Origin of the sequence: Ureibacillus xyleni, assembly GCF_900217795.1 — a bacterium.
In the GTDB taxonomy this organism is placed as follows: Bacteria; Bacillota; Bacilli; order Bacillales_A; family Planococcaceae; genus Ureibacillus; species Ureibacillus xyleni.
In genome coordinates, this window is record NZ_OBMQ01000001.1 from 531365 (window position 1) to 556292 (window position 24928).

The 24928-nt window shown below is 36.4% G+C and carries 23 protein-coding genes and 1 other annotated feature; all 23 genes read left to right on the forward strand.

What is annotated here, in order from left to right:
• Positions 1-49: 49 nt before the first annotated feature.
• The 23 genes from ftsA to pyrF all read left to right on the forward strand — a co-directional run bounded on the left by ftsA (position 50) and on the right by pyrF (position 24928).
• Positions 50-1339: a cell division protein FtsA gene (gene ftsA, locus CRO00_RS02460; protein WP_097072053.1), complete on the forward strand. Its 1290-nt coding sequence runs from the start codon at positions 50-52 to the stop codon at positions 1337-1339.
• A 35-nt stretch (positions 1340-1374) separates the two neighbouring features.
• A complete protein-coding gene (gene ftsZ, locus CRO00_RS02465) occupies positions 1375-2538 on the forward strand; it encodes a cell division protein FtsZ (RefSeq protein ID WP_097072054.1) in 1164 nt (387 codons plus the stop codon).
• A 314-nt stretch (positions 2539-2852) separates the two neighbouring features.
• On the forward strand, positions 2853-3677 hold the full coding sequence (locus tag CRO00_RS02470; RefSeq protein ID WP_097072055.1) for a sigma-E processing peptidase SpoIIGA: 825 nt from the start codon (positions 2853-2855) through the stop codon (positions 3675-3677).
• A gap of 26 nt (positions 3678-3703) precedes the next feature.
• Positions 3704-4411: an RNA polymerase sporulation sigma factor SigE gene (gene sigE / locus CRO00_RS02475; protein ID WP_097072056.1), complete on the forward strand. Its 708-nt coding sequence runs from the start codon at positions 3704-3706 to the stop codon at positions 4409-4411.
• Positions 4412-4516: 105 nt separating this feature from the next.
• Complete coding sequence (gene sigG / locus CRO00_RS02480; RefSeq protein WP_097072057.1) at positions 4517-5299, forward strand: RNA polymerase sporulation sigma factor SigG; 783 nt, start codon at positions 4517-4519, stop codon at positions 5297-5299.
• 154 nt (positions 5300-5453) lie between these two features.
• On the forward strand, positions 5454-5690 hold the full coding sequence (locus tag CRO00_RS02485; protein ID WP_097072058.1) for a PRC-barrel domain-containing protein: 237 nt from the start codon (positions 5454-5456) through the stop codon (positions 5688-5690).
• Between the two features lie 78 nt (positions 5691-5768).
• The gene (locus CRO00_RS02490; protein ID WP_097072059.1) at positions 5769-6437 is read left to right on the forward strand and encodes a YggS family pyridoxal phosphate-dependent enzyme; all 669 of its coding nucleotides are present in this window, start codon (positions 5769-5771) and stop codon (positions 6435-6437) included.
• A 16-nt stretch (positions 6438-6453) separates the two neighbouring features.
• Positions 6454-6930: a cell division protein SepF gene (locus CRO00_RS02495; RefSeq protein ID WP_097072060.1), complete on the forward strand. Its 477-nt coding sequence runs from the start codon at positions 6454-6456 to the stop codon at positions 6928-6930.
• A 21-nt stretch (positions 6931-6951) separates the two neighbouring features.
• Positions 6952-7233, forward strand: a complete 282-nt coding sequence (locus CRO00_RS02500; protein ID WP_097072061.1) for a YggT family protein — start codon at positions 6952-6954, stop codon at positions 7231-7233.
• A gap of 97 nt (positions 7234-7330) precedes the next feature.
• Complete coding sequence (locus tag CRO00_RS02505) at positions 7331-8116, forward strand: YlmH family RNA-binding protein (protein WP_097072062.1); 786 nt, start codon at positions 7331-7333, stop codon at positions 8114-8116.
• Between the two features lie 97 nt (positions 8117-8213).
• Positions 8214-8765 carry a DivIVA domain-containing protein gene (locus tag CRO00_RS02510; protein WP_097072063.1) on the forward strand — a complete coding sequence of 184 codons (552 nt, stop codon included), beginning with the start codon at positions 8214-8216 and terminating at the stop codon, positions 8763-8765.
• A gap of 154 nt (positions 8766-8919) precedes the next feature.
• Positions 8920-9192 (forward strand) — a binding site (T-box leader).
• Positions 9193-9281: 89 nt separating this feature from the next.
• Positions 9282-12041 (forward strand): isoleucine--tRNA ligase, encoded by a 2760-nt coding sequence (gene ileS / locus CRO00_RS02515; protein ID WP_097072064.1) that lies wholly within the window; start codon positions 9282-9284, stop codon positions 12039-12041.
• 216 nt (positions 12042-12257) lie between these two features.
• Entirely contained in the window at positions 12258-12737 is a 480-nt protein-coding gene (lspA, locus tag CRO00_RS02520; RefSeq protein WP_097072065.1) for a signal peptidase II, read from the forward strand.
• Positions 12734-13645, forward strand: coding sequence for an RluA family pseudouridine synthase (locus CRO00_RS02525; RefSeq protein WP_097072066.1), 912 nt, complete (start codon positions 12734-12736; stop codon positions 13643-13645). The genes lspA and CRO00_RS02525 overlap by 4 nt, the downstream gene beginning before the upstream one ends.
• A 384-nt stretch (positions 13646-14029) precedes the next feature.
• The gene (pyrR, locus tag CRO00_RS02530; protein WP_097072067.1) at positions 14030-14575 is read left to right on the forward strand and encodes a bifunctional pyr operon transcriptional regulator/uracil phosphoribosyltransferase PyrR; all 546 of its coding nucleotides are present in this window, start codon (positions 14030-14032) and stop codon (positions 14573-14575) included.
• A gap of 34 nt (positions 14576-14609) precedes the next feature.
• Positions 14610-15899 (forward strand): uracil-xanthine permease family protein, encoded by a 1290-nt coding sequence (locus CRO00_RS02535; protein ID WP_097072068.1) that lies wholly within the window; start codon positions 14610-14612, stop codon positions 15897-15899.
• A 197-nt stretch (positions 15900-16096) separates the two neighbouring features.
• Positions 16097-16972, forward strand: a complete 876-nt coding sequence (locus CRO00_RS02540; RefSeq protein ID WP_097072069.1) for an aspartate carbamoyltransferase catalytic subunit — start codon at positions 16097-16099, stop codon at positions 16970-16972.
• A gap of 2 nt (positions 16973-16974) precedes the next feature.
• Positions 16975-18249: a dihydroorotase gene (locus CRO00_RS02545; RefSeq protein ID WP_097072070.1), complete on the forward strand. Its 1275-nt coding sequence runs from the start codon at positions 16975-16977 to the stop codon at positions 18247-18249.
• Positions 18249-19349 carry a carbamoyl phosphate synthase small subunit gene (locus tag CRO00_RS02550; RefSeq protein WP_097072071.1) on the forward strand — a complete coding sequence of 367 codons (1101 nt, stop codon included), beginning with the start codon at positions 18249-18251 and terminating at the stop codon, positions 19347-19349. The genes CRO00_RS02545 and CRO00_RS02550 overlap by 1 nt, the downstream gene beginning before the upstream one ends.
• Positions 19342-22539 (forward strand): carbamoyl-phosphate synthase large subunit, encoded by a 3198-nt coding sequence (gene carB / locus CRO00_RS02555; RefSeq protein ID WP_097072072.1) that lies wholly within the window; start codon positions 19342-19344, stop codon positions 22537-22539. The genes CRO00_RS02550 and carB overlap by 8 nt, the downstream gene beginning before the upstream one ends.
• Positions 22539-23312 (forward strand): dihydroorotate dehydrogenase electron transfer subunit, encoded by a 774-nt coding sequence (locus tag CRO00_RS02560; RefSeq protein ID WP_097072073.1) that lies wholly within the window; start codon positions 22539-22541, stop codon positions 23310-23312. The genes carB and CRO00_RS02560 overlap by 1 nt, the downstream gene beginning before the upstream one ends.
• Positions 23309-24220, forward strand: coding sequence for a dihydroorotate dehydrogenase (locus tag CRO00_RS02565; protein ID WP_097072074.1), 912 nt, complete (start codon positions 23309-23311; stop codon positions 24218-24220). Before CRO00_RS02560 ends, CRO00_RS02565 begins: the two co-directional genes overlap by 4 nt.
• Positions 24221-24928 carry an orotidine-5'-phosphate decarboxylase gene (pyrF, locus tag CRO00_RS02570; protein WP_097072075.1) on the forward strand — a complete coding sequence of 236 codons (708 nt, stop codon included), beginning with the start codon at positions 24221-24223 and terminating at the stop codon, positions 24926-24928.

The window sequence follows — 24928 nt, forward strand, 5'->3', positions numbered from 1 at the left end:
GGAATTACAATAGAATAAAAAATAGGAGCAATCGAAGGAGGTGCGGTAGGTGAATCATCAAGATATTTATATTTCTCTAGATATTGGTTCATCTTCTATTAAAGTTCTGATAGGAGATATTACAAATAATCAACTACATGTAATCGGCGTCGGTAACGTAAAATCTAATGGCATTCGAAAAGGTGCAATAGTTGATATTGATGCAACAGTACAAGCAATTAGAAAAGCGGTCGATCAAGCAGAACGAATGACAGGTATTAAAATAGATGAGGTTATACTTGGTATACCTGCAAATCAAACTACCCTTCAACCAGTAAAGGGTGTTGTTGCTGTTAATAGTGAAAACAGAGAAATTACTGATGACGATTTAGAAAGAGTTATTGAATCCGCACAAGTTATGTCGATTCCACCTGAGCGCGAGCTTGTTAACCTAATCCCACGCCAATTTATCGTTGATAACTTAGATGAAATAAAAGATCCACGCGGAATGATAGGCATTCGCCTTGAAATGGATGCTACAATGATAACGACTTCTAAAACATTAGTTCATAATGTGTTACGATGTGTAGAGCGTGCTGGTTTGAAAATAAGAGAAATTTATTTACAACCTCTAGCTGCTGGTTTCTTTGCTTTAACTGAAGATGAAAAAAATCAAGGCACTGCATTTATTGATTTAGGCGGAGGTTCCACAACAATCGCAGTTTTTGAAGATGGATTACTAACTAGAACAGGAGTTATCCCTGTTGGTGGAGAACATATAACTAAGGATTTATCTATAGTACTAAAAACCCCTACAGAACAAGCTGAATTAATAAAAAAACAATTTGGACATGCCTTTTATGATGACGCTTCCGATGATGAAATTTTTGAAGTACCTGTATCTGGAACAGACGTGACGGATCAATATAGTCAAAAGTTTATTTCAGAAATAATTGGTGTTCGATTGGAAGAAATGTTTGAACTTGTTTTAGATGAACTTGCTAGATTAGGGGTACGTGATTTACCCGGTGGAGTAGTACTTACAGGTGGGGTTGCACAGTTAGAAGGTATAGCACAACTTGCTCGTCAAGTTATGCAAACACGTGTAAGAATTTATACTCCTGACTATATCGGTGTACGTGAGCCGGCATTTACAACAGCAGTTGGTCTAATAAGATATGCACATTCAGAGGATGAATTTTATGGTAGAAGCCCGAACCAAACACCTGTTTATGCAACAATTGGAGCAGGTTCCACTCCTCCTAAGAAACAAACGAATACAACTGAAAAAGAAAACAATCCAAATAAACCAAGTGTAATAAACCGAGCGAAAAAACTATTTGATAAGTTTTTTGAATAACTTTTTGAAAGACTAGTGTAGCAGGAGGAGAAACTATGTTAGAATTCGATACGAGTATAGATCAGCTGGCCAATATTAAAGTTATTGGTGTTGGCGGCGGTGGTAATAATGCGGTAAATAGGATGATTGAACATGGCGTTCAAGGTGTAGATTTTATCGCAGTAAATACGGATGCCCAAGCTTTGAATCTATCAAAAGCAGAATATAAATTACAGATTGGTAACAAATTAACTCGTGGTTTAGGTGCAGGTGCTAACCCTGAAGTAGGTAAAAAAGCAGCTGAGGAAAGTCGGGAGCAAATAGAAGAAGTACTTCGTGGAGCAGATATGGTTTTCGTAACTGCTGGTATGGGTGGCGGAACTGGTACGGGTGCAGCCCCTGTCATCGCTTCAATTGCTCGTGACTTAGGAGCTTTAACTGTTGGTGTAGTTACTCGACCATTCTCCTTTGAGGGGCGTAAACGTCAAACCCAAGCAATTGGTGGAATTGCATCTATGAAAGAAGCGGTCGACACACTAATTGTTATACCAAATGATAAATTACTTCAAATTGTTGATAAAAGCACGCCTATGCTTGAAGCATTCCGTGAAGCTGATAATGTTTTACGTCAAGGGGTTCAAGGGATTTCAGACTTAATCGCAACTCCTGGATTAATAAACTTAGACTTTGCAGACGTTAAAACAATTATGTCTGACAAAGGTTCAGCATTAATGGGTATTGGTATTGCTACAGGCGAAAATCGAGCTACTGAAGCTGCGAAAAAAGCAATTTCAAGTCCACTTCTTGAAACATCAATTGATGGAGCTAAAGGCGTAATTATGAATATTACAGGCGGCTCGAACTTAAGCTTATTTGAAGTGCAAGAAGCAGCTGATATCGTTGCTTCAGCATCTGATGAAGAAGTTAATATGATCTTCGGTTCGGTTATTAACGAAAATTTAAATGATGAAATTATCGTTACAGTAATTGCTACAGGCTTCTCTGACGACATCATTACTCAACAACAACGTCAACAAACTTCACGTCCAATAGGTGGTGGATTGCGTGGTGGCCAACAGCAAGCAGCACCACAGCAAACTCCTATTCGTGAAAGAGTACAAGAGCCTGTTCAACAACCTGAGCCAACACGACAAGTACAACAACAAGATGATTTATTGGATATTCCTACGTTCTTACGCAATAGACGTAATCGAGGATAAAATATTCGACAAAAAGAGGCAACTCATCCAAATTGGAGAGATTGTCTCTTTTTTATTTATTTAATAGATTTTGCATTAACCATGTTCATAAACCGCCGAATTGGTATCATTACGAATTCTTTCTATGAAGTAACACCAAGTTTGACGAAATTTCCTTTTTCTCATCAGACAAAGCTTCGTATTGGCTTTGTAACTATATGTCAAAAAAATTAGAATCGAAGAAGATAGTGTCAAAATTATTTTTCGTTCTAATACAATGGTTTGACATTTTCCTCATCATGCTAGTGTTAATCTTTTAATAGGAGGACGCCAAAATGATTGGAGAATTACTCGTACTATACAATACGTTGTTTAATTACTTTTTATTAAAGTTTACCCAAGAAATAACGGGATTGTATGTAAAGAGGAGTAGATTGCTTCTAAGTGCGTTTTGCAGTGGATTAATAGCATCAATATTTTATAAGTCCTTAATTGGTGCATTACTTAGTTTTGTAGTTTTAATTGGGCTCGCGTTTTCTTTTCGCATCCAATCGTTGTTAAAGCAAGGAACTGTTTTGTTTATTACTACGTTTTTCCTCGGCGGCGTTTTAACAAGCATTCTACCCTTTTTACTTAATCAATCCAAACTAACATTTTTTGTTCTTTCATCAGCAGTCGCTTTTCTTAGTTTAACAACGATACACTCCAAATGGAGAAAAATGATGCAACTAAAAATTCAGCATTCATTTGTAGTGGATTGTGAGCTCGAACTATTTAAACAAAAATTTTGCTTAAAAGGTTTCATCGATACAGGAAATGAATGTATTGAACCCCTTAGTGGGAAGCCGGTTCATTTTCTCTCATATAATGCCATATCAAAGGAATTGCCCAAAGATTTAAATGATGCGTTATTGTCATGGGATGAAAATAACCCGTATCAGTTAACAATGTTTCCTGCTTTCATTTATCCGAAAATTCGAATTTTATCTTTATCTACAGTTCAAAAGGAAAGGTCGACAGTGTTGGCATTTCGTTTTGATCGCTTAAAGATAAATGGGGTGACGGATAAAGAGATTTTTGAGCAATATGTTGTTTTTACAAGGCATGATGCGAGATATCCACAAGATGCACAGATGATTCTTCACGTTTTAGCGTTGTGAAATTCGAGCATAAAGGGGGAAAATGATTGTTTAATAAATTAATCGACCTATTTAGAAAAATTTGGAGTAAGTTTCGTACTAAAGGAACATACTATATAGGAGGGCACGATTCATTGCCAGTACCATTGACTAGAGAAGAAGAGATGACAGTTATTGAAGCCTTTATGAATGGTGATTTGAGAGCAAGAGACACATTAATTGAAAGAAATTTACGTCTAGTTGTTTATATTGCAAGACGTTTTGATAATACTGGAACGCCAATTGAAGATTTAATTAGTATTGGCTCCATTGGACTAATAAAAGCTATCGAAACATTTAATACAGAGAAGAATATTAAACTTGCCACATATGCATCACGTTGTATTGAAAATGAAATTTTAATGCATCTGCGAAAAACAAGTCGTATGAAAGGTGAAGTTTCATTAGACGAGCCATTAAACTCTGACCCCGATGGAAACGAACTTTTACTTTCTGATATTTTAGGTACAGAAGAACAGATTATTATGAACGATGTTGAAAAGAAAATTGAACGAGCTACAATGTTCAATGCAATTAATGGTTTAAGTGAACGGGAAAGATATATAATGGAATGTCGATTTGGCCTTAATGGCAAACAAGAAATGACGCAGAAAGAAGTAGCAGATCATTTAGGTATCTCACAATCATACATTTCCCGACTTGAAAAGAAAATCATTTTAGATTTACGAGAGCATTTAAATCAACCAATTTCATAATTTACTGGATGAAATTGGACGAGTAAAAACGTGCATATTCTTCTTTATTCCGGACAAACTGAAAAAACAGTTCAGAGATAAAAAACTAGTTCGGAGGAAAAGAAGATGGTTCGTACAAAAGTAGAACTTTGTGGTGTAGATACTGCTTCTTTGCCAGTTCTAAAACATGAAGAGATGAGAGAGCTGTTCGTTCGCCTACAATCTGGAGAAGAGTGGGTAAGAGATGAACTAGTCATTTGCAACTTACGCCTTGTTTTAAGTATTGTCGGTAGATTTTCATATCGAGGAGAACAAGCGGATGATTTATTCCAAGTTGGTTGTATCGGTTTATTAAAGGCAATTGATCATTTTGATTTAAAGCATAATGTTCGTTTTTCAACTTATGCGGTTCCGATGATTATAGGTGAGATTAGAAGACATTTACGAGACCACCATGCATTACGTGTCTCTAGGTCATTAAGAGATATCGCATATAAAGCGATGCAAGCAAAGGAAAAGTTTATTTCAGAAAATTTATATGAACCAACAATTGAACAGTTGGCAGAAGCAATCGAAATGAAAAAGGAAGACGTGTTATACGCACTAGATGCAATACAAGATCCTCTTTCTTTACAAGAGCCAATTTATTCAGATGGTGGAGATGCCGTATATATTATGGACCAATTAAGAGATGATGATGTGTCAGAAGATCAGTGGGTTGCATACGTTAGTGTGAAGGAAAGTATGCAAAAACTGGATGAAAGACAACAAATGATACTCTCGAAACGATTCTACTATGGTGAAACACAAACTGAAATTGCAAAATCGCTAGGCATATCTCAAGCGCAAATTTCGAGATTAGAGAAAAATGCAATTGAGACAATGCAAAAAGACTATAAATTAGGATAAGTAATCACAGCGCACTTTTATTAAGGTGCGCTTTTATTTATTTACTAAAGAATTAAAATATTAACGCAATATTTTTCTAACTCAATAATATAGTTTAGAAAGGATAATTAAATCATGACTTTCCAATAGTAGATGAAAAGAAGGGGGACCATTTTTGCGATTTTCTGCTGTACAACAGAAAGAGATTATCGAGGCTGGTAATGGCCGTTTTGTTGGATATATTATCGATGCAGAGGTATGTGAAAAAACAGGATGTATAACCGCTTTCCTCGTTGCAGAACCAAAAAAATTTATGTCATTCTTACAAAATGACGAACATGTGAGAAAAGTCCTAATAAGTGATATTCTCGTAGTAGGAAAAGACGTAATCTTGGTAAAAGAGTTTTCTTAATAGTTCATGCTATTCATTGAAAATTACTATACAGCTTGATACAATTAAGGAAACTATTGAAGTAAAGTTGGTATTAACGTGACAAAGATAAGCGATAATTTAATAACGATTCAAAATAAAATAGAAAATGCAAAAACAACGTCGCATCAAACACAAGATGTCAAAATAATTGCAGTAACGAAGCAAGTTACAGTGGAAAGAACACTTGAAGCACTTGATGCAGGATTAATTCATTTAGGTGAAAATCGCCCAGAAGGATTATTAGCTAAAAAAGGCGAAATTAACAATAAAGCAATTTGGCACTATATTGGTTCATTGCAAACTAGAAAAGTAAAACAAGTGATTAATGAAATTGACTATCTTCATTCATTAGATCGCATTAGTTTAGCTGAAGAGATAAATAAACGAGCAGAAAAACCAATAAACTGTTTCGTTCAAGCAAATGTCTCAGGGGAAGAGTCAAAACACGGGTTAAGCACGGAAGAAGTAATTCCATTTATACATTCTTTAGCAAAGTACGATAAGATTCATATTGTAGGGCTTATGACAATGGCCCCAAATACAGAAGATGAATCTGTTATTAGAAAAGTATTTCGTGATTTGAAAAACTTGCAGACAGAAGTTATGAACTTAGGATTAGATTATGCGCCTTGTAAAGAACTTTCAATGGGGATGTCAAATGACTATGAAATTGCGGTAGAAGAAGGTGCAACGTTTGTAAGAATTGGAACAGCTCTTGTTGGATAGAAAAGAGGGATGCTAGATGAGTATGAAAAATAAAATAAAAAATTTCTTTTACCTTGAAGATGAAGATGAAGAAGTGCAAGAAATTCAAACATCAAGTAAACCAATTAGTATCGCCAAAGAGCAACCTATTGTAAAATCACGGCCAAAAAAGGAACGCAAATTAGTTGAAGTTGAACCAAATCAACACTTAAATGTTGTAAGTTTGCAGTCAGCAAATTCTTTAAAACAATCCAAAGTTGTCATCGTTGAACCTCGTGTTTATGCAGAAGCTCAAGATATATCGGACCATTTAAAAAGTAAACGTGCCATTATCGTCAATCTACAAAGAATTGATCGCGAAGCAGGGGTGCGAATTATCGACTTTTTAAGTGGTACTGTATATGCATTAGGAGGAGATATTCAACGTATTGGTACGGATATTTTCCTTTGTACGCCAGATAACGTTGAAGTTTCCGGAGAAGTTTCGAACTATCTGTACGACGATATTCAATAGATTAGTGAGGTTATCAATTTAATGCTTTATTATTCCATAATAAATTTCATTGCGGCAGCATTTACAATTTATCAATTTATGATTATTATTTATATTTTTATGTCTTGGGTGCCATCTGTTCGAAGTTCAACGGTGGGAGAGTATTTAGGTAAATTAGTTGAACCATACTTAGGAATTTTTAGAAAGTTTATTCCACCAATCGGTATGATTGATATTTCACCAATTGTTGCCCTTTTATTATTACGATATATACAAATGGGTCTATTAATTGTAGTTGAAAAAATCTATTTCATGTTTGTATAAAATATAATTCAAAATCCCTGCTGATTAGTTGTGGGGATTTTCTTTTATTATTTTTACAAAAATGAACATACTATAGAAGATAAGGTGGAGTTAGCAGATGGATCATTTAATCCAACATTTTCGAAAAGATGAACAGCCTTTTATTGAAAAAGTAATTGGTTGGCAAAGGGAAGTAGAAGATCGATTTGCGCCTAAGTTAAGTGATTTTTTAGACCCACGTGAGCGATTTATCGTTACTTCCATTCTCACACAGAATAATGAGTTGAAAATTACTACTGAAGGTGGTTTTCACGAGGCAGAACGGCAACGCATGTTAATTTATCCGAATTATTATGTACCTACTTATGAAGATTTACAAATTACCGTTTTTTCTGTAAATTATCCTTCGAAATTTGTTCAATTAAAGCATCCTGATGTATTAGGGTCTTTATTATCAATAGGTTTAACACGTGGGAAATTCGGGGATATCCATATTGATGGAGAAAAGATTCAATTTTCGGTCGCACAAGAAGTTGAAGATTATGTAAAAATGAATTTAAATAGCATCGGTAAAGCAAAAATTCAATTGGAAAAATTAACTGATAAATCGGAAATAATCCAAATGTCACAGGAATGGGTAAATAAAACATATACAGTTTCCTCTATGAGACTTGATACTGTTCTTGCTTCAATTTTTAATATATCTAGGCAAAAATCTCAAAGCCTAATTCAAGCAGACAAAGTTAAAGTGAATTGGACTCTAAGAGATGATACATCCTTTGAGCTTCACGATGGGGATATTGTATCAGCTAGAGGGTTTGGAAGAGTGAAAATTGTTATGACAGAAGGAAGAACGAAAAAAGATAAAATTCGACTTCAAATAGGACGTTTAGAGCAAAAATAATAGATTATAGTGAAAACTTACGAAATTTTGATGTCAAGTGACAGTTAGCGAGTTATAATAGGTTTATATATTTAAAAGAGAGAAGGAGTGTTGACCAATGCCATTATCACCTCTTGATATACATAATAAGGAGTTTACTCGTGGTTTTCGCGGTTACGCGGAAGATGAGGTAAACGAATTTTTAGATCAGATCATTAAGGATTATGAGATCATCTTGCGGGAAAAAAAGGAACTTGAAGAAAAAGTAAAATCTATGACAGAGCAAATGAACCGCTACAATATTTTAGAAGAAACTTTGCAAAAATCTATCATTGTTGCTCAAGAGGCTGCTGAAGAAGTACGACGCAATTCTCAGCAGGAAGCAAAATTAATTATTAAAGAAGCGGAAAAAAATGCTGATCGAATTGTTAATGATGCATTGGGTAAAGCACGTAAAATTGCCATTGAAATAGATGAATTAAAGAAACAATCAAAAGTATTCCGTAATCGTTTCAAAATGTTAGTGGAGGCACAACTAGATTTACTAAATACTGATGATTGGGACCATTTAATGGAATATGATATCGGTTTGACAGAAATTCAAAATCATGGACGAAATGAACAGGATGATTTTGAATTATCGAAAGAGGAACTAAATAATCTTTTATAATTGGATTTAATTTAACTAAAACGACGTAAAGTATATGTAGAGTGTATTGAAATAATCCAGTTGCTAAGAAAACGTTTTTTCGCTTTTCTTTTTTACTTGACTCATTTTCACTATTTCCATATACTGAAACACGAGTAAAAAAAATTATATATTCAAATTAGTGTTGACGGAGAGAGTACTTATTGAAGGTGGTTAAAGCGATTCGGGGAGGGTGGAAGCTCGAACGAAGCATTCTTAGAGGAAAATCACTCCAGAGCTAAATTACTGAAAAAGTGTATTATCGAGGTAGAAAAAATTATATACCTTGTAAATACATCAGTAAGTGATTTCGTATTTCACGGCGTTACAGTGTCTAAGAGGCAAGTTGATCTACTATTCAATTTGCAAATTAGGGTGGTACCACGAGCAATAGTTTCTCGTCCCTTTTTGGGATGCGAAACTTTTTTTATTTCTCTTAATTTACCACATTATTTTTTAAGTAAAGATAAATTTTAATACATTTAGGAGGATTTTTTAATGGTAGAGTATAAAGATACGTTACTAATGCCAAAAACAGATTTCCCAATGCGCGGAAACTTACCGGCAAATGAACCGAAAATTCAAGAAAAATGGGATCATATGGACATTAATGCCCTTGTAAATGAGCGTACAAAAGACCGACCTCATTTCGTTTTACACGATGGCCCTCCATATGCAAATGGGGATATTCATATTGGTCACGCATTAAACAAAGTCATTAAAGATATGATTAACCGTCATCGTTCTATGACAGGTTACCATGTTCCATATGTTCCTGGTTGGGATACACACGGTTTACCAATCGAGCAAGCTTTAACGAATAAAGGTGTTAAACGTAAAGAGTTAACAATTGCTGAATTCCGCGAGCTTTGTGAAAAATATGCGTATGAACAAATTGAAAATCAAAAAACTCAATTCCGACGTTTAGGTGTACGTGGAGATTGGGAAAATCCTTACGTTACGTTAAAGCCAGAGTTTGAGTCTCGCCAAATTGAAGTTTTTGGTAAAATGGCAGAAAAGGGATATATCTATAAAGGATTAAAGCCAGTTTATTGGTCTCCTTCTTCTGAGTCTGCATTAGCTGAAGCTGAAATCGAATATAAAGATATTAAATCACCATCTATTTATGTTAGTTTTGAAATTAAAGATGCAAAAGGGGTTGTTCCACAAGATGCAAAATTTATCATCTGGACGACAACTCCATGGACAATTCCAGCTAACTTAGGTATTTCTTTAAATCCAGAAATTACTTATGTAGTTGTTGCTGTAAATAATAACAAATTTATTATCGCGAAAGATTTATTACAAACAGTTACGGAAACTCTTGAATGGGAAAACCCAGAAGTAATTCAAGAAGTTCAAGGTCAAGAATTAGAATACGTTGTTGCAAAACATCCTATTTATGACCGTGATTCACTTATTATGGTGGGAGATCATGTAACGACTGATGCTGGTACAGGCTGTGTGCACACTGCACCAGGTCACGGGGAAGACGACTTTATTGTTAGCAAAAAATACGGTTTAGAAGTATTAAGCCCAATTAATGATCAAGGTTGTTATACACACGAAGCACCTGGCTTTGAAGGTTTATTCTACAATGATGCAAATAAAGTTATTACTGAAAAATTAAAAGAGGTAGGCGCGCTAGAAAAATTATCATTCTTTACCCATTCATATCCACATGATTGGCGTACGAAAAAGCCGGTAATTTATCGTGCAACCCCTCAATGGTTCTGTTCTGTAGAAGCATTCCGCGATCAATTATTAGAAGCGGTGGAAAATACAACATTCACTCCAGCATGGGGCGAAACACGTCTTTACAATATGATTCGTGACCGTGGAGATTGGTGTATCTCAAGACAACGTGCATGGGGTGTACCAATTCCTGTGTTCTATGCAGAAAATGGCGAAGAAATTATTACATCTGAAACAATTGCACATGTGTCACAATTATTCCGTGAGCATGGTTCAAATATTTGGTTCCAACGTGAGGCAAAAGATTTATTACCAGAAGGATTTACACACCCTGGTAGTCCAAATGGTAAATTCTCAAAAGAAAATGACATTATGGACGTATGGTTCGATTCAGGTTCATCTCACCAAGGTGTACTTGTTGAGCGTGGCATGAAATATCCAGCAGACCTTTACTTAGAAGGCTCTGACCAACACCGTGGATGGTTTAACTCATCTTTAATCACTTCTGTTGCAATTAATGGATATGCACCTTATAAAGGTTTGTTAACACACGGCTTCGTTCTAGATGGTGAAGGACGTAAAATGAGTAAATCTTTAGGAAACGTAATCATTCCAGAAAAAGTTATGAACCAATATGGTGCAGATATTTTACGCTTATGGGTAGCATCTGTGGATTATACTGGGGATGTAAGAATCAGTATGGATATGCTGAAGCAAATTTCAGAAGTTTACCGTAAAATCCGAAACACACTTCGTTTCTTACACGGTAACGTAGCTGACTTTAATCCAGCGACAGATCGCGTAGCATATGAAGAATTAAGTGAAATGGATCAATATATGTACATGCGTTTGCAGGATGTATTAAAGGCTGTACGAAATGCGTATGACCGATATGAATTTGCATCTGTATACCATACAATTAATAACTTTGTTGCAGTTGAATTATCAGCATTGTATTTAGATGTTGCAAAAGACGTTGTGTATATTGAAGCAGTAGACAGCAAAAAACGTCGTGCTATGCAAACAGTTATGTATGATACACTGTTGACTTTATTAAAAGTATTAACACCAATTTTACCGCATACAACTGATGAATTATGGTCTTACTTAAATGCAGAAGAAGCATCAGTTCAATTAACGGATTTCCCTGAAGTTGATGAGCGTAGTAATTTCCAAGAATTACGTACAAAATGGGAGCGTGTAATTGAAATTCGTGATGAAGTATTAAAAGCATTAGAAGAAGCACGTAATGCGAAAACGATTGGTAAATCATTAGAAGCAAAAGTGACACTTTATGCAGACCAAGAAGTTGCGGAGTTATTAAATGATGAAGCAGTTAACTTTGCCCAAAGCTGTATCGTTTCTCAATTAGTAGTAGCTGGTTCTAAGGAAAGTGCTCCGGATAATGCACTTGTTCTAGAGCAAACAGCAATTATTGTAGAAAAAGCAGATGGTGAAAAATGCGAACGCTGCTGGAGCTATTCTGAATCAGTAGGTCAAAACGAAAATCATCCAACGATTTGTAGCCGTTGTGCAGAAGTAATTGAAAAACATTATGTTTAAATAAATGAAATGAATAACCGCCCTCATTTTTTGAGGTGCGGTTATTTTGTAGCTTTTAAGGGAAATAACTAGTATTTACAACACATACATTTTATGTTGATTTAGTGAACAATCCTGTATAGAGACAACCTAGTGCCGTTAATTTACCTTTATTAATGCAAAACGGGTTTTTCTAATGGTAGAATGGGAGAGATTATAGACAAACGGGGGAATACTGTGTATAAGTATTATGGTTTAGCAGCAATCGTTGTGTTAATTGATCAATGGACTAAATGGTTAATTGTTAAAAATATGGAATTAGGTGATCGAATCATCGTTATGGATCCGTGGTTTGCCATCCTCTCTCATCGAAATCGAGGTGCAGCTTGGGGAATGTTACAAGGTCAAATGTGGATCTTCACCATCGTCACACTAGTCGTCATTGGTGGTATCATATACTACTTTCATAAGGAAGCTAGGGATAAGCCGTTCTTTGCTATTAGTCTGATGATTTTATTAGGTGGAGCTCTAGGGAATTTTATCGATCGAATTTTTCGTGGCGAGGTAGTGGACTTTATCGATGTATTAATTCCAATAATTAATTATGATTTTCCGATTTTTAACATTGCGGATGCAGCATTAACAATATCTGTAGTGATGTTAATTTTAGTCATACTAAAAGAAGATCGTGAAGAAAAGAAAAAGGTGAAAAAATGACAGTTGTAACAATTACAATTGAAACAGAAAATGCAGGAGATCGTATAGACAAGGCTTTATCCGTAATCAACGAAGAGTGGTCTCGTTCTCTAATTGCCAATTGGATAGCTGATGGGAATGTAAAAGTAAACGGTGAGGTGCCAAAAGCTAAATATAAGGTAAAAGAAGGCGATGTGGTTGAAATTGATGTGCCAGAACCAGAGCCTCTTGAAGTAATACCTGAAGATTTAAATTTAGAGATTATCTATGAAGATGAAGATGTCTTAGTTGTGAATAAGCCAAAGGGAATGGTAGTCCACCCGGCACCTGGACATATGACAGGAACTTTGGTAAATGGATTAATGTATCATTGTAAAGACTTATCAGGAATTAATGGTGTTTTAAGACCAGGTATCGTCCATCGAATTGATAAAGATACATCTGGTTTACTAATGGTTGCTAAAAATGACCATGCTCACCATTCTCTTGTAGAACAGTTGGTAAATAAAACCGTAACTCGTAAATATACTGCATTAGTTCATGGTCATATTGCCCACGATAAAGGAACTATCGATGCACCAATTGGAAGAGACCCAAAAGATCGCCAAAAACAAGCAATTGTAGACAACGGGAAGCATGCTGTTACCCATTTTCACGTGCAAGAACGAATTGGTAATTTTACTTTAGTTGAATGTCGTCTTGAAACAGGCCGTACACATCAAATTCGTGTGCATATGAATTATATTGGTTTCCCTTTAGTAGGAGATCCGAAATATGGTCCAAAGAAAACGATTGATTTTGGTGGTCAAGTGTTACATGCAGGTGTTCTTGGATTTAACCATCCAACTAAAAATGAATACTTAGAGTTTGAAGTTCCAATTCCTGATGATTTTTTACAATTACTTGAACAATTGAGAAATGAACAATAATTAAATAATTTATTTATTAAAACTATGTTGACTTGAGTTCTATATAAGAATATACTGACAACAGTGAATAAAACCTACTGTGATAGGGAATAGTATAAAAATTAAATATTCACCTTTAATGGCAGTCCAGAGAGGCTGAGAAGGTATAAGATGAATTGTATTGGAGTTTTCGTGCAACTTAAAATGGCCAAAATTGTATCCTTTTGAAAGATACTAGGCTTATTTAGGTGTGTCCTAAAAATGAAAACACTACCAAACATGCTTTTTCAACTTGTATATCCCAACCTCTTAAGCTGGTGCTTAGGAGGTTTTTTATTTTGAAAAAGCGAACCTCATGAGACTGTGTAACTAAACAATAAATTTTCAAGGAAGGAGGAAATGAGTATGTCGAAAATTACTGAACTATTAGATGGCCCTTCAATGAATCGTGCACTAACAAGAATTGCCCATGAAATCATTGAACGCAATAAAGGGATTGATGAATGTATTTTAGTTGGAATCAAAACTCGGGGTGCATTTTTAGCAAAACGTTTGGCAGAGAAAATTGAAAAGATTGAAGGCAAACCAATTCGAACAGGGGAACTTGATATTACATTATATCGTGATGACTTATCTTCTAAAAACGACAATGGTGAAGCCCTTGTACAGCAAGTGGATATTGACTACGTTGTAACAAATCAAAAGATTGTTTTAGTTGATGATGTACTTTATACAGGCAGAACAGTTAGGGCTGGTTTAGATGCGGTAATGGATCTAGGAAGGCCTTCGCAAATTCAACTAGCAGTATTGGTAGACCGAGGTCATCGAGAGTTGCCTATAAGAGCAGATTATGTTGGGAAAAATATCCCTACATCAGGAACAGAAAGAATTGTTGTTCGCTTACAAGAAGTAGATGGTGAAGATAACGTAACATTACACAAAGTAGATTAATTTAACAGATGAGAGAATAGAGAGGAAAATAAATATGTCCAAAGCAGTTTTAGACATTAATGACAAGCCTACTTCAGGACAGTTGATAACACTAAGTTTTCAACACATGTTTGCAATGTTCGGTTCAACAATTCTAGTGCCTCAACTAGTAGGATTAAGCCCTGCTATAGCACTATTAACAAGTGGGATAGCAACAATCGTCTTCTTGTTGATAACACAATTTAAAGTACCAGCTTACTTAGGATCATCATTTGCCTTCATTGCCCCAATACTTTTAGCAGCTGGTGGGTTAAATGAAAATGGGCAAAGTGTTAACCCTGGAAATGCTATGATTGGTGCAATGGCTGTCGGAGTCGTGTACGGAATCGTCTCCTTATTAATTTGGAAAACAGGTTACAAATGGTTAATGAGCTTGTTACCTCCAATTGTAGTAGCTCCAGTTATTATGGTAATCGGTTTAGGATTAGCTGGAACAGCCGTTAATATGGCAATGAATGTAAATGGTGAATATAGCTTCTTACATTTTACTGCTGCGTTAGTAACTTTATTTGCAGCGATTATCTTCAATGTATATTTTAAAAATGTTTTAAGTACAATGCCTATTCTTTTAGGTTTAATTGTCGGATACATATATTCAGCAATCGTAGGAATTGTTGATTTTACTCCTGTCAAGGATGCAGCGTGGTTTGCGTTACCAGACTTTTTAATCCCAGGTATTCATTATGAATTTAACGTTACTTCAAAAATTCTTTTAGCTATGGTTCCAATTGTTATCGTCACAATTTCAGAACATATTGGGCACCAATTAGTGTTAGGTAAAGTAGTGAATCGCAACTACATTAAGGATCCGGGCTTACATAGATCATTACTAGGTGACGGATTAGGGACGTTTATAAGCAGCTTAATCGGAGGTCCACCGAAAACAACATATGGTGAAAATATCGGTGTTCTTGCTATTACTAGAGTGTTCTCAGTTTATGTCATATTAGGTGCAGCCGTACTTGCCATCTTGTTCTCCTTCTTTGGTAAGGCAATGGCGCTAGTTCAAACAATTCCAACTGCAGTACTTGGTGGTATTTCAATATTACTATTCGGGATTATTGCTTCAAGTGGATTAAGAATGCTAGTTGAAAACAATATTGATTTTGGTAATAACCGCAATATGGTGATTTCATCAGTAATTTTAGTCATCGGTATTGGAGGAGCAGCTCTAAGATTTACAGAAAGCTTTGTAATTGAAGGTATGGCTTTAGCAGCAATCGTTGGTGTGTTGTTAAACCTTGTATTACCTGGAAGAGATAAAGAAGTTAAAGATTTAGATTAAAGCAACATGACCTTTTAAAAGTTGTCCAGAGAGGCAAAAAAGGGGAAATATGACAGCCGTACGTTGACGTACTAATTTTGTCATACCTCCTAAGCCTCGTGAAATCCACGAGGCATTTTTCATACTGACATGAAGAGTTTAATTTCGCTCATGAAAGAACTTTTCAAACAAGAACCGATTTCTAGGAGGAAGAGGCAATGAGAAATTTACTTTCAATGGAACATTTAACAAATGATGAAGTAATGATGATAATTGAACGAGCAGCACAATTTGAAGCTGGTGAACAAAGTGTTCTAGATCGAACTTATCATGTAGCAAACTTATTTTTTGAGCCAAGTACAAGGACGAAAACAAGTTTTGAAATGGCTGAAAGAAAAGTTGGGTGCACAGTGATTCCATTTGATGCAGGGTTTTCAAGTGCATTAAAAGGAGAGACAATGTACGATACTGTGAAAACATTAGAAATGATCGGAATGGATGCCGTTGTAATTCGCGCGAAAGAAGATGAATATTACAATGAACTCCTTGAAGGTATTAATGTAGCAGTTATTAATGCTGGCGATGGAGCAGGTCAACACCCGTCGCAAAGCTTGTTAGATTTATACACAATTTATAAAGAATTCGGATCATTTGAAGGATTAAATGTTACGATTGTTGGTGACATCTCACATAGCCGCGTCGCAAAATCAAACGCTACGGCATTAAGACGACTTGGTGTAAATGTTCGGTTCTTATGTCCACCTGAGTGGGCAGGAGATTTTGAAGCACACCATTCTTGGGATGAACTGTTAGAAGATAGTGATGTCATCATGTTACTACGTATTCAACATGAACGGCATATAGTAAATAAAAGTTTCTCAAAAGAAAGTTATCATGAACAATACGGGTTAACTTTTGAGCGTGAAGCAAGAATGAAGAAACACGCAATCATTATGCACCCGGCACCTGTGAATCGAGATGTAGAAATTGCATCAGAACTGGTAGAGTGCGAGCGTTCGAGAATATTTAGTCAAGTTCGAAATGGCGTTTTTGTAAGAATGGCTATCATTGAAACGATTTTGAAAGGAAGATGAACATGTTGAAATATTTGAATAATGTCAAAATACTGAATGAAAACAGTGAATTAATTGATTCATCAGTGACAATTGAAGATGGTAAAATCGTTGCAATTGGAGCACAACTTCCAGAAGGGGCAGAAGTGATTGACGGAAAAGGCAATCTAGTAGCACCAGGGTTTGTGGATTTACATGTACATTTACGTGAACCTGGCTTTGAACATAAAGAAACGATTGAAACTGGTTCAAGCTCAGCAGCAAAAGGTGGGTTCACTACAATTTGTGCTATGCCAAACACAAAACCGGTACCGGATTCAGCTGAAAATATGAAATTAATAAAAGGCTTAATAGAAGAAAGTGCAGTTGTTCGTGTTTTACCATATGGATCCTTAACGGTTGCTGAAGCTGGTGAAGAACGTACAAACATTGAAGAATTAAAGGAACTTGGCGCAGTGGCATTCTCTGATGATGGGGTTGGAATTCAACTAGCATCAACAATGTTTGAGCAAATGAAATCTGCCGCTAAAGTTGATGCAGTAGTCGTTGCTCACTGTGAAGATAACTCCCTAATCTATGATGGGGTAATGCACGAAGGAAAACGAAATAAAGAACTTGGATTACCGGGGATTCCATCGATTTGTGAATCTGTCCAAATTGCACGTGATGTATTGTTAGCTGAAGCAGCAGGGGCACGTTACCATGTTTGTCACGTATCTACAAAAGAATCAGTACGAGCTGTAAGAGATGCAAAAGCTGCAGGCATCCGCGTTACTGCAGAAGTTTGTCCACACCATCTTTTACTAGAAGAAATGGACATTCCAAGTGATGACGCCAATTGGAAAATGAATCCGCCATTACGTGCAAGTGATGACAAAGATTCTTTACACCAAGCATTACTAGATGGAACAATTGATTGTATTGCAACAGACCATGCACCACACACTGTGGAAGAAAAATGTTGTGGTATGGTAGGGGCCCCATTTGGCATTGTTGGTTTTGAAACAGCTTTCCCACTATTGTATACACAATTTGTTGAAACAGGGAAATGGACTTTAAAGCAATTAATTGATTGGATGAGTGTAAAAGCTGCTAAAATTTTCGATTTACCTTATGGAACAATTGAAGTTGGAGCTTCAGCTGATTTAGTATTAATTGATTTAAATAAGGAACAAACAGTGAATGCGGAAAGATTTGTTTCAAAAGGTCGCAACACACCATTTAATGGTTGGTCTGCAAAAGGATGGCCAGTAATGACAATATTTGAAGGCAACATCGTCTACGAGGAGGCACAATAATGAAGAAAAGACAATTAATTTTAGAAGATGGCACAGTATTTAATGGAATAGCATTTGGTAGTGATCGTGCATCACAAGGAGAGGTTGTATTTACAACTGGTATGACTGGTTACCAAGAAACACTTTCAGATCCTTCATTCTATGGACAAATTGTAACATTTACATATCCACTCATCGGTAACTACGGGATTAACCGCGATGATTTTGAATCGATTACACCAGCAATTCGTGGGATGGTTTGTCGTGAATTAGCAAAAGAGCCATCAAACTTCCGCTCAGATCTTTCTTTAAATGAATATTTAATTTCACAAGATATCCCTGGTATCGAAGGAATTGATACACGTAAATTAACAAGAATTATTCGCTCAAAAGGTGCAGTAAAAGCGATTCTTACTGCAGCAGACGAAGAAGTAAATATTGATGAAGTTGTTGAAACGTTAATTGCAACTCCTCTAATTACAAATCACGTAAAAGAAGTATCACCGAAAGCTGCATACCCAAGCCCAGGACGTGGAAAACGTGTTGTATTAATTGACTTTGGTATGAAACACGGAATTTTACGTGAATTAAATAAACGTGATTGTGATGTGTTAGTAGTACCTTACAATACTTCTGCAGAGCAAATTTTAGCTTGGCATCCAGATGGCATTATGCTATCCAATGGCCCTGGTAATCCAGCTGACGTTACTGAAGGAATTGAAACAATTCGTAATTTAGTTGGAAAAGTTCCAATCTTCGGTATTTGCTTAGGACATCAATTGTTTGCTTTAGCTTGTGGAGCAAAAAGCTTCAAGTTACCATTTGGACACCGTGGAGGAAACCATCCAGTAAAAGATTTACGCACAGGTCGTACAGAGTTAACTTCACAAAACCATGGTTATGCAGTTGATGCAGATTCATTGGAAGGAACAGATTTAGAAGTAACACATATCGCTCTAAATGACGGTACTGTAGAAGGATTACGTCATAAAAAACACCCAATCTTTACAGTACAATATCACCCAGAAGCTTCACCTGGGCCAGAAGATTCAAATCATTTATTTGACGAATTTATTGAATTAATGGAAGTAGAAGCAGGGAAGGAGAAACAACATGCCTAAACGTACAGATATTGAAACTATTTTAGTAATCGGATCAGGTCCTATCATCATTGGACAAGCAGCAGAATTTGACTATGCAGGTACACAAGCTTGTCTATCTTTAAAAGAAGAAGGATACCGAGTAATCTTAATTAACTCAAACCCTGCAACAATTATGACAGATACAGAAATCGCAGATAAAGTTTATATCGAGCCAATTTCTTTAGAATTTGTTTCTCGTATTTTACGTAAAGAACGTCCTGATGCAATCCTTCCAACATTAGGTGGTCAAACAGGATTAAACATGGCAATCGAGCTTCAAGAATCTGGGATTTTAGATGAATTAAACATCGAAATTTTAGGTACAAAACTTGATGCCATCCATAAAGCAGAAGACCGTGACTTATTCCGTAATTTAATGTATGAATTAGGTGCACCTGTACCTGAATCAGACATTATTCATAGCATTGAAGAAGCGAAAAATTTCGTAGCTAAAATCGGTTATCCGGTAATCGTTCGTCCAGCTTTCACTCTAGGTGGAACTGGTGGCGGTATTTGTAACAATGAACAAGAGTTAGAAGAAATCGTTGCAAGTGGCTTAAAATATAGTCCTGTAACACAATGTTTACTAGAAAAATCAATTGCTGGTTACAAAGAAATCGAGTATGAAGTAATGCGTGACTCAATTGATAATGCCATCGTTGTATGTAACATGGAAAACTTTGACCCAGTTGGTATCCATACAGGCGACTCAATCGTTGTAGCACCATCTCAAACATTATCTGACCGTGAATATCAAATGTTACGTAACATTTCACTAGATATTATCCGTGCACTGAAAATTGAAGGTGGATGTAACGTACAGTTAGCCCTTGATCCAAACAGCTTTAACTATTATGTAATCGAAGTAAACCCACGTGTATCACGTTCATCTGCCCTTGCTTCAAAAGCAACAGGATATCCAATTGCTAAACTAGCAGCAAAAATCGCAGTAGGGTTAACACTAGATGAAATTAAAAACCCTGTTACTGGTTCAACATTTGCAGATTTCGAACCAGCCCTTGACTACATCGTGGCGAAAATTCCACGTTGGCCATTTGATAAATTTGAATCTGCAAAACGTAACCTTGGTACACAAATGAAAGCGACTGGGGAAGTTATGGCTTTAGGTCGTACCTTTGAGGAAGCCATTTTAAAAGCAGTTCGTTCACTCGAAACAGGCCAAGTTCATATTGAATTAAAACACGCAGAAGAAAATTCAGATAACTGGATTGAAAAGCGTATTAAAAAAGCTGGAGATGAACGTTTATTCTTCATCGCAGAAGCATTACGCCGTGGGGTTACAATTGAACAAATCCATGAATGGTCAGAAATTGATTTATGGTTCTTAAATAAACTTCAAAACATTATTAAAATGGAAGATACGTTAGCTCAAAATGTTAATGACATTGAAGTTTTACGACAAGCAAAACGTATGGGCTTTGCGGATCAAAAAATTGCAGAGCTTTGGAATACAACTGCAAAAGAAATTTATGAATATCGTAAAGAAAAGGGAATTGTTCCTGTATATAAAATGGTTGATACTTGCGCGGCTGAATTCGAATCCGCGACACCTTACTTCTACGGCACGTATGAAGATGAAAACGAATCAATCGTTTCTGAAAAGCCATCTGTTGTTGTATTAGGTTCTGGTCCAATCCGTATTGGTCAAGGTGTTGAGTTTGACTATGCAACAGTTCACTCAGTATGGGCGATTCAAGAAGCAGGTTATGAAGCAATCATTATTAACTCAAACCCAGAAACAGTATCAACTGATTTCTCAATTTCGGATAAACTTTACTTTGAACCACTGACAATTGAAGATGTAATGCACATTATCGATTTAGAAAAACCAGTGGGAGTGGTTGTCCAATTTGGTGGTCAAACAGCCATTAACTTAGCGGATAAATTAGCAGCTAATGGTGTGAAAATTTTAGGAACAAGCTTAGAAGATATCGACCGTGCAGAAAACCGTGATAAATTTGAACAGGCATTACATGAAATTGATATTCCTCAACCTGCTGGGGAAACAGCTGTATCAACTGAAGAAGCACTTGAAATTGGTGAAAAATTAGGCTTCCCAGTACTTGTTCGTCCTTCTTATGTTCTTGGTGGACGTGCGATGGAAATTGTCTATAATGAGCAAGAATTAGAACATTATATGGAAAACGCTGTAGAAGCTTCTCCAGATCACCCAGTATTAGTTGACCGCTATTTAACAGGTCAAGAAATCGAAGTTGATGCAATTTGTGATGGTGAAAATGTATTAATCCCAGGTATTATGGAACATGTTGAACGTGCAGGGGTTCACTCTGGTGACTCAATCTCTGTATACCCACCACAAAAGCTAACTGAAGAACAAAAAGCAACTTTAGTCGATTACACAACACGTTTAGCAAAAGGTTTAAACATTGTTGGGTTAATGAATATTCAATATGTACTGTCACAAGGTCAAATTTACGTAATTGAAGTAAACCCACGTTCAAGCCGTACAGTACCGTTCTTAAGTAAAATTACAAATATTCCAATGGCAAACATTGCAACGAAAGCAATACTTGGGCAATCAATCGTTGAACAAGGATACCCAACAGGACTAGCTAAAGAACAAAAAGGTGTATTTGTAAAAGTACCAGTATTCAGTTTTGCAAAATTACGTCGTGTGGATATTACATTAGGGCCTGAAATGAAATCTACTGGTGAAGTTATGGGCAAAGATGCAACGTTCGAAAAAGCATTATACAAAGGCTTTGTTGCAGCTGGCATGGAAATTAAAACTCACGGAACAGTCTTGTTTACTGTATCAGACAAAGATAAAGAAGAGGCGATTGAATTAGCAAAACGCTTCAACACAGTTGGTTATCGTGTAATGGCAACGGAAGGTACGGCAAAAGCTTTCGCGGAAGCAGGCATCCAAACAGATATCGTTGAGAAGATTGGATCAAAAGGAAAAACATTATTAGATGTTATCCAAAATGGCGAAGCTCAACTTGTAGTTAATACACTAACAAAAGGCAAACAACCAGCTCGTGACGGATTCCGTATTCGCCGTGAATCGGTGGAAAATGGGGTGCCATGTTTAACTTCACTTGATACAGCAGAAGCAATGTTAGAAGTAATTGAATCGATGACATTTACGGCAGAAGAAATGCCAAAAGCGGAGGTATTTCACTAATGATTCAACAAGAACGAATGATTGTCGTTCGTCAAAGTGAAATTGCTCATCACATATTTGAACTTACATTACAAGGCCAAATTGTTCAGGAAATGAATCCTGGGCAATTTGTCCATATTCGTGTGTCTGATTCATTTGAGCCGCTCCTTAGACGACCAATCAGTATAGCAAATATCAACAAAGAAGCAGGGGAAGTAACGGTTATTTATCGTGCAGAAGGAAGAGGAACTTCAATTTTGGCAACTAAACAAGTTGGCGATGAAGTAGATGTTCTTGGACCAATTGGAAATGGTTTCCCTGTTGATGCAATTCCAGAAAAAGGTACTGCTTTACTAGTTGGTGGAGGGATTGGCGTACCACCACTTTATGAATTATCCAAACAATTAAATGCACGTGGAATACGAACAATACATGTGTTTGGATTTGCAACGGAAAATGTAACGTTTTATGAAGATCAGTTTTCAACATTAGGAGACACACATTTTGTTACTGTTGATGGAACAAAGGGAACAAAAGGTTTTGTAACGGATTTATTAGAAGAATTAAAGCCCGAGTTCGATGTGTTCTACAGTTGTGGACCACTACCAATGTTACGAGCGTTAGAAAATTTCTACCCTGACAAACCTGGTTACCTATCTTTTGAAGAACGAATGGGCTGCGGCATTGGTGCGTGTTTTGCTTGTATTTGTAAAACAACTGAACAACAGGAAAAAGACTATGTTAAAGTTTGCTCGGATGGACCAGTATTCCCGAAAGGAGTGGTACAACTATGAGTAAATTAAGCATCCAACTTCCAGGACTTGATTTAAAAAATCCAATTATGCCTGCATCTGGTTGTTTTGGTTTTGGTCGAGAGTATGCACAGCTTTATGATTTATCTAAACTTGGTGCAATCATGATTAAAGCGACAACGGTTGAAAAACGACTAGGAAATCCAACTCCTCGTGTTGCAGAAACACCTGCAGGAATGTTAAATGCAATCGGACTACAAAATCCGGGTTTAGATAAAGTAATGAGTGAAGAACTTCCTTGGTTAGAACGCTTTGATGTACCGATTATTGCCAATGTTGCTGGTACATTAACGGAAGATTATGTTGAAGTTGCACGCCGCATTTCAACTGCTCCTAACGTAAAGGCTCTAGAATTAAATATTTCCTGTCCAAATGTAAAACATGGTGGAATTACATTTGGAACAGACCCGGTGATTGCACGGGAATTAGTGGAAGCAGTAAAAGCAGTTTCGAAAGTGCCAGTTTATGTGAAGTTGTCACCAAATGTAACCAATATAGTGGAAATTGCCCAAGCAGTTGAAATTGGTGGAGCAGATGGCATTACAATGATTAATACATTAGTCGGAATGCGTTTAGATGAACGTACTGGGAAACCAGTAATAGCGAATGGTACAGGTGGTCTTTCTGGTCCAGCAGTTAAACCAGTTGCCATTCGTATGGTGTATGAAGTGTATAAAGCTGTAGAGATACCAATTATCGGAATGGGTGGCGTGACAAATACTCAAGATGTGATTGATTTCATGTCTGCAGGGGCCTCTGCAGTAGCAGTTGGAACTGCAAACTTTGTCGATCATTTTGTTTGCTCTAATATTATTGATGAATTACCAGCTAAGTTAAAAGAACTAGGTGTCACTCATATTAAAGAAATTATTGGAAGGAGCCACCGTTAAATGAACAGAAAACCAATCATTGCACTAGATTTTCCTAGTGAAGTAGAAGTATTCAATTTTCTAAACAAATTTAACGAACCATTATTCGTTAAAATTGGCATGGAGCTTTATATGCAGGAAGGTCCTGAAATTGTTCGTAAAGTTAAAGATCAAGGTCACGACGTTTTCTTAGATTTAAAACTTCATGACATTCCGAATACTGTAAAATCTGCAATGAAAGGGTTAGCAAAATTAGGTGTTGACTTAGTGAATGTTCATGCAGCAGGTGGTATTAATATGATGGCTGGTGCTCTTGAAGGTTTAGAAGCAGGGACACCAGCTGGTAAAGAGCGAGCGGCATTAATTGCTGTAACCCAACTAACTTCCACAACAGAGCAACAAATGCAAAATGAACAAAAAATCAATTTATCCTTGCTCGATTCGGTTTTACACTATGCGAGTATTACGAAGCAAGCAGGGTTAGATGGGGTCGTATGTTCAGTTCATGAAGCAGGGGCCATTCGTGAAACTTGTGGTGAAGAGTTTCTTCGAGTAACACCAGGAATTCGATTAGCAGGTGGAGAAGCCCACGATCAAAAACGGATCGCAACACCTGATGGAGCAAAAAAAGACGGCTCTTCATTAATTGTAGTTGGAAGGGCTATAACAAATGCAGAGGATCCAGTTGCTGCTTATAAAATAGTACGTGAATTATGGGAGGAACAATAA

Excerpts from the sequence above, each read along its gene's own strand:
- ftsZ (WP_097072054.1), top strand. The coding sequence starts at position 1,375 with ATGTTAGAATTCGATACGAGTATAGATCAGCTGGCCAATATTAAAGTT.
- CRO00_RS02540 (WP_097072069.1), top strand. The coding sequence starts at position 16,097 with ATGAGAAATTTACTTTCAATGGAACATTTAACAAATGATGAAGTAATG.
- CRO00_RS02565 (WP_097072074.1), top strand. The coding sequence starts at position 23,309 with ATGAGTAAATTAAGCATCCAACTTCCAGGACTTGATTTAAAAAATCCA.
- carB (WP_097072072.1), top strand. The coding sequence starts at position 19,342 with ATGCCTAAACGTACAGATATTGAAACTATTTTAGTAATCGGATCAGGT.
- CRO00_RS02560 (WP_097072073.1), top strand. The coding sequence starts at position 22,539 with ATGATTCAACAAGAACGAATGATTGTCGTTCGTCAAAGTGAAATTGCT.
- CRO00_RS02505 (WP_097072062.1), top strand. The coding sequence starts at position 7,331 with ATGGATCATTTAATCCAACATTTTCGAAAAGATGAACAGCCTTTTATT.
- CRO00_RS02545 (WP_097072070.1), top strand. The coding sequence starts at position 16,975 with ATGTTGAAATATTTGAATAATGTCAAAATACTGAATGAAAACAGTGAA.
- pyrF (WP_097072075.1), top strand. The coding sequence starts at position 24,221 with ATGAACAGAAAACCAATCATTGCACTAGATTTTCCTAGTGAAGTAGAA.
- CRO00_RS02510 (WP_097072063.1), top strand. The coding sequence starts at position 8,214 with ATGCCATTATCACCTCTTGATATACATAATAAGGAGTTTACTCGTGGT.
- pyrR (WP_097072067.1), top strand. The coding sequence starts at position 14,030 with ATGTCGAAAATTACTGAACTATTAGATGGCCCTTCAATGAATCGTGCA.
- CRO00_RS02495 (WP_097072060.1), top strand. The coding sequence starts at position 6,454 with ATGAGTATGAAAAATAAAATAAAAAATTTCTTTTACCTTGAAGATGAA.
- CRO00_RS02470 (WP_097072055.1), top strand. The coding sequence starts at position 2,853 with ATGATTGGAGAATTACTCGTACTATACAATACGTTGTTTAATTACTTT.
- CRO00_RS02550 (WP_097072071.1), top strand. The coding sequence starts at position 18,249 with ATGAAGAAAAGACAATTAATTTTAGAAGATGGCACAGTATTTAATGGA.
- CRO00_RS02500 (WP_097072061.1), top strand. The coding sequence starts at position 6,952 with ATGCTTTATTATTCCATAATAAATTTCATTGCGGCAGCATTTACAATT.
- sigG (WP_097072057.1), top strand. The coding sequence starts at position 4,517 with ATGGTTCGTACAAAAGTAGAACTTTGTGGTGTAGATACTGCTTCTTTG.
- CRO00_RS02535 (WP_097072068.1), top strand. The coding sequence starts at position 14,610 with ATGTCCAAAGCAGTTTTAGACATTAATGACAAGCCTACTTCAGGACAG.
- ileS (WP_097072064.1), top strand. The coding sequence starts at position 9,282 with ATGGTAGAGTATAAAGATACGTTACTAATGCCAAAAACAGATTTCCCA.
- CRO00_RS02525 (WP_097072066.1), top strand. The coding sequence starts at position 12,734 with ATGACAGTTGTAACAATTACAATTGAAACAGAAAATGCAGGAGATCGT.